At 74.6% G+C, this 4178-nt stretch carries 3 protein-coding genes; all 3 read left to right on the top strand.

The features are described 5' to 3' along the window. Positions 1-232: 232 nt before the first annotated feature. Genes ACWGB8_RS27055 through ACWGB8_RS27065 form a run of 3 tightly spaced genes read left to right on the top strand, consistent with a single transcriptional unit; the run spans position 233 to position 4138 of the window. Positions 233-1093, top strand: a complete 861-nt coding sequence (locus ACWGB8_RS27055; RefSeq protein ID WP_452216213.1) for an ABC transporter ATP-binding protein — start codon at positions 233-235, stop codon at positions 1091-1093. Next, the gene (locus tag ACWGB8_RS27060; protein ID WP_452216214.1) at positions 1090-2067 is read left to right on the top strand and encodes an iron-siderophore ABC transporter substrate-binding protein; all 978 of its coding nucleotides are present in this window, start codon (positions 1090-1092) and stop codon (positions 2065-2067) included. Before ACWGB8_RS27055 ends, ACWGB8_RS27060 begins: the two co-directional genes overlap by 4 nt. A 4-nt stretch (positions 2068-2071) precedes the next feature. Beyond that, positions 2072-4138 carry an iron ABC transporter permease gene (locus tag ACWGB8_RS27065; RefSeq protein WP_452216215.1) on the top strand — a complete coding sequence of 689 codons (2067 nt, stop codon included), beginning with the start codon at positions 2072-2074 and terminating at the stop codon, positions 4136-4138. Positions 4139-4178 lie beyond the last annotated feature (40 nt).

A 4178-nucleotide genomic window follows, 5' to 3' on the forward strand; every position in this document is an offset into this window, starting at 1 on the left:
GGGGTGTGGTGGGCGGGGGGCCGCGCCGGGTGGGCGGCCAGCTGGCGGCGGGGGGGCCCGCCCGGGGGCCCCCCCCCGGCCCTCCGGCGCGTCCGCACGCCCCCGTCCGCCACCCGTCCGCCCCGACGCCTCCCGCGCACGCCCCCGACCTGCGCCGGAGCCCGGGGCGTGCGCGGAACAACCGGCGAACCCCGGTTCCAATACTTTGTAAGGTTAGGCTAACCTCTAGCCCGTGAACGTCGGTGAAGAGAACTCCGCGGCCGGGCGCAGCCGCGGCCATGAACTGTCGGCCACGGGTGTCACCGTGGCCTACGACGGCGTCGACGTCGTGCACGACGCGGCGCTGGCGCTGCGGCCCGGCGACGTGACCGTGCTCGTGGGACCGAACGGCAGCGGCAAGTCGACGCTGCTGCGCACCCTCGCGCGCCTGCAGCGGCCCCGGACCGCCACCCTCGTCATCGACGGGGACACCGACGGCCTCGCCCTGTCGCCCCGCGAGTTCTCCCGCCGGGTGGCCCTGCTGACCCAGGGTCGCCCCACGCCCAGCGGACTGACCGTCCGCGACGTCGTCGAGTTCGGCCGCTACCCCTACCGGGGCCGCTGGGGCAAGGCCGACCCGGACGGCCGGGCCGCGGTGGACCGCGCGCTCGACCTGACCGGCGTCGCCGACCTCGCCGACCGCGGCGCCGAGCACCTGTCCGGCGGGCAGCTCCAGCGCGTCTGGCTGGCCGGCTGCCTCGCCCAGGAGACCGGCGTCCTGCTCCTCGACGAACCGACCACCTACCTCGACCTGCGCTACCAGATCGAACTCCTCGACCTGATGCGCGATCTGGCGGACGACCACGGGATCGCCGTCGGGGCCGTGCTGCACGACCTCGACCAGGCCGCCGCCGTCGCCGACCGGATCGTCCTCCTCCACGCGGGGCGCGTCGTCGCCGACGGCAGCCCCGAGGACGTGCTGACGCCGCAGCTCCTCACCGACACCTACGGCATCCGCATCGAGGTCGACACGGACCCCGTCACGGGCCGGCTGCGCACCCGCGCGATCGGCCGGCACCACACCCGATTCGAAAGGCTCAGCACCACCCCATGAGACGAGTCTCCCTGGCCGCTGCGGCCCTCACCGCCGCCGCCCTCGCCCTCACCGCCTGCGGCACCACCGAGAAGCCCGCCGGCGACGCCAAGAGCACCGCCGAGAAGATCACCCTCACCGACTCCACCGGCACCAAGGTCGAGCTGAACGGCCCCGCCAAGAAGGTCGTCGGCACCGAGTGGAACGTCGTCGAGAACCTCGTCTCGCTCGGCGTCGACCCGGTCGGCGTCGCCGACGTCAAGGGCTACAAGACCTGGAACACCGCGGTCCCGCTGAAGAACGATCCCAAGGACATCGGCACCCGCGGCGAGCCGAGCATGGACACCGTCGCCGGGCTCGCGCCCGACCTCATCATCGCCACCAACGACCTGCCGCCGGCCGCCGTGCAGCAGCTGCGCAAGGTCGCCCCGGTGCTGGAGCTCAAGGCCGCCGACGCCGCCGACCCGATCGGCCGGATGACCGGCAACCTGGACCTCATCGCCCAGGCCACCGGCACCGTCAAGCAGGCCGACAAGCTCAAGAAGGACTTCCAGGCCAAGCTCGACGAGGGCAGGAAGGCCCTCGCCGACGCCGGTCTGGCCGGCGCCCCGTACGCCTTCGCGGACGGCTACGTCGTGTCCAACCAGGTCTCCGTCCGGCCGTACACCAGCGGCTCGCTGATCGGCGCGGTCAACGAGAAGCTCGGCCTGAAGAACGCCTGGACCGTCCAGGGCGACGAGCTCTACGGCCTGGGCACCACCGACGTCGAGGGCCTCACCAAGCTCGGTGACGTGCGGTTCGCCTACATCGGCAACGACCAGGACAAGGACAGCACCCCGTTCACCGGCGTCCTCGCCACGAACTCGGTCTGGACCTCCCTGCCGTTCGTCACCAAGGGCAACGTCCACCGGCTGCCCGACGGCATCTGGATGTTCGGCGGCCCCGAGTCGATGAACAAGTACGTCGACTCCGTCGTGAAGGCGCTGAAGAAGTAACCCGATGGCCGTCACCGCTACCTCCCCCGCCCCCCGTCCGCCGACGGCCACGTCCCGGACGGGCACGGCCGCGGTGACGGCCGCCGTGGTCCTCCTCGTCACGGTCCTCGCGATCGTCGACCTCACCCAGGGCACCGCCGCCGTCGGCGCCGCCGAGGTCTGGAAGGCGCTCACCGGCCGGTCCGACCCCGCCGACGCGTCGGTGATCGTCGCCTCGCGCCTGCCGCGGACGACCGCCGGCCTGCTGGTCGGGGCCGTGCTCGGCATGGCCGGCGCCGCCCTGCAGTCCGTCAGCCGCAACGTGATCGCCTCGCCGGACACCCTCGCGGTCAACGCGGGCTCCTACCTCGCCCTCAGCACCGCCGCCGTCACCGGTCTCTCGCTGCCGCTGTTCGCGTCCTCCGGCATCGCCTTCGCCGGCGGCCTCGCGGCGGCGGCCGTGGCGCTCGGCCTCTCCGGCCTCGGCGCCGGCACCGTCCGCCTGGTGCTGGCCGGCAGCGCCCTCACCCTCGGCCTGACCGCGGTCACCGAGGGCCTGCTGCTGCTGTTCCCCCAGCAGACCGTGGGCATGTACGCCTGGAACCAGGGCAGCATCGCGCAGAACGGCTTCGACGGCATCCTGCAGATGGCGCCGATCGCCGTCCTCGCGCTGGTCGGGCTGCTCCTGGTCGCCCGCCGGATCGACGCGCTGGCCCTCGGCGACGACGCCGCCCGCGGCCTCGGCGTCCCGGTCCGGGCCACCCGGATCACCGTCGTCGTGCTCGCGGCCCTGCTCTCCGCCGCCGCCGTCACCCTGGCCGGCCCGATCGGCTTCGTCGGCCTCTGCGCCCCCGCCCTGGTCCGCTTCCTCGCCCGCCGGCAGCGCGGCTTCACCCGCACCCGCACGGCCCTGCCGGTCGCCGGCCTGGCCGGCGCCGCGCTCGTGCTCGGCGCGGACGTGCTGCTGCGCACCTTCGTCGCGGCGGACGTCGCGGTCGCCGTCCCGACCGGCGTCGCGACCAGCCTGGTCGGCGCGGTCTTCCTGATCGTCATGGCCGCCCGGGTGCGGGACACCGCGGGCGCCACCGCCGCCGAACGGCTGCGCATCCGCAGCCGCGGCGTCTTCCTGACGACCACGACCGTCCTGGTGGTGGTGCTGGTCGGGATCACCGTCGCGGCCGTGCTGGTCGGCGACACCAAGCTGCTGCTGGGCGACGTGCTGAACTGGGTGCAGGGGCGGTCCGGACGGGCCGTCACCTTCGTCCTCGACACCCGTGTCCCCCGCGTCCTCGCGGCGCTCCTCGCGGGCGGGGCGCTCGCCCTGGCCGGCACGATGGTCCAGGCCGTGACCCGCAACCCGCTCGCCGAGCCGGGCATCCTGGGCGTCTCGGGCGGGGCCGCGCTGGGCGCCGTCCTGCTGGTGACGACGGTGCCGCTGGCCGGTTCGTGGAGCGTCGCCGGGGCTGCCTTCGCGGGCGCCGCGGCCAGTTCGCTGCTGGTCTTCGGGCTTGCCGCCCGGGGCGGCTTCCAGCAGAACCGGCTGGTGCTGGTCGGCTTCGGCGCCGCCACCGGCAGCTCCGCGCTGATCAGCCTGATGATCGTCCTCACCGACCCGTTCAACGCCACCAAGGCACTCACCTGGCTGTCCGGCTCCACGTACGGGCGGACGCTGCCGGACGTGGTGCCGCTCGCGATCGTCCTCGCCGCAGGCGTCGCCGTCGCGGTGGCCCGGCGCACCGAACTGGACCTCGTCTCGCTGGACGAGGACACCCCGCGGCTGCTGGGCCTGGACCTCTCCCGCGGGCGGCTGGGCTTCCTCGTCCTGAGCGTCCTGCTCAGCGCGGCCGCCGTGGCCGCGGCCGGCACCATCGGCTTCGTCGGCCTGGTGGCGCCGCACGCGGCCCGCGCCCTGGTCGGCCGCCAGCACGCCCGGGTGGTCCCGACCGCGATCCTGCTCGGCGCCCTCCTGGTCTGCACCGCGGACCTGGTCGGCCGCACCGTCATCGCCCCCGCCCAGCTGGGCGCCGGCCTGATGACCGCGGTGATCGGCACGCCGTACTTCCTCTACCTGCTGGTCCGGGGCCGGCGCTAGGGCTGCGCAGCCGCATCCGGCCGGGGGCCGGTGCCGGGGG

The sequence above is a fragment of the Kitasatospora sp. NPDC054939 genome (assembly GCF_053610105.1).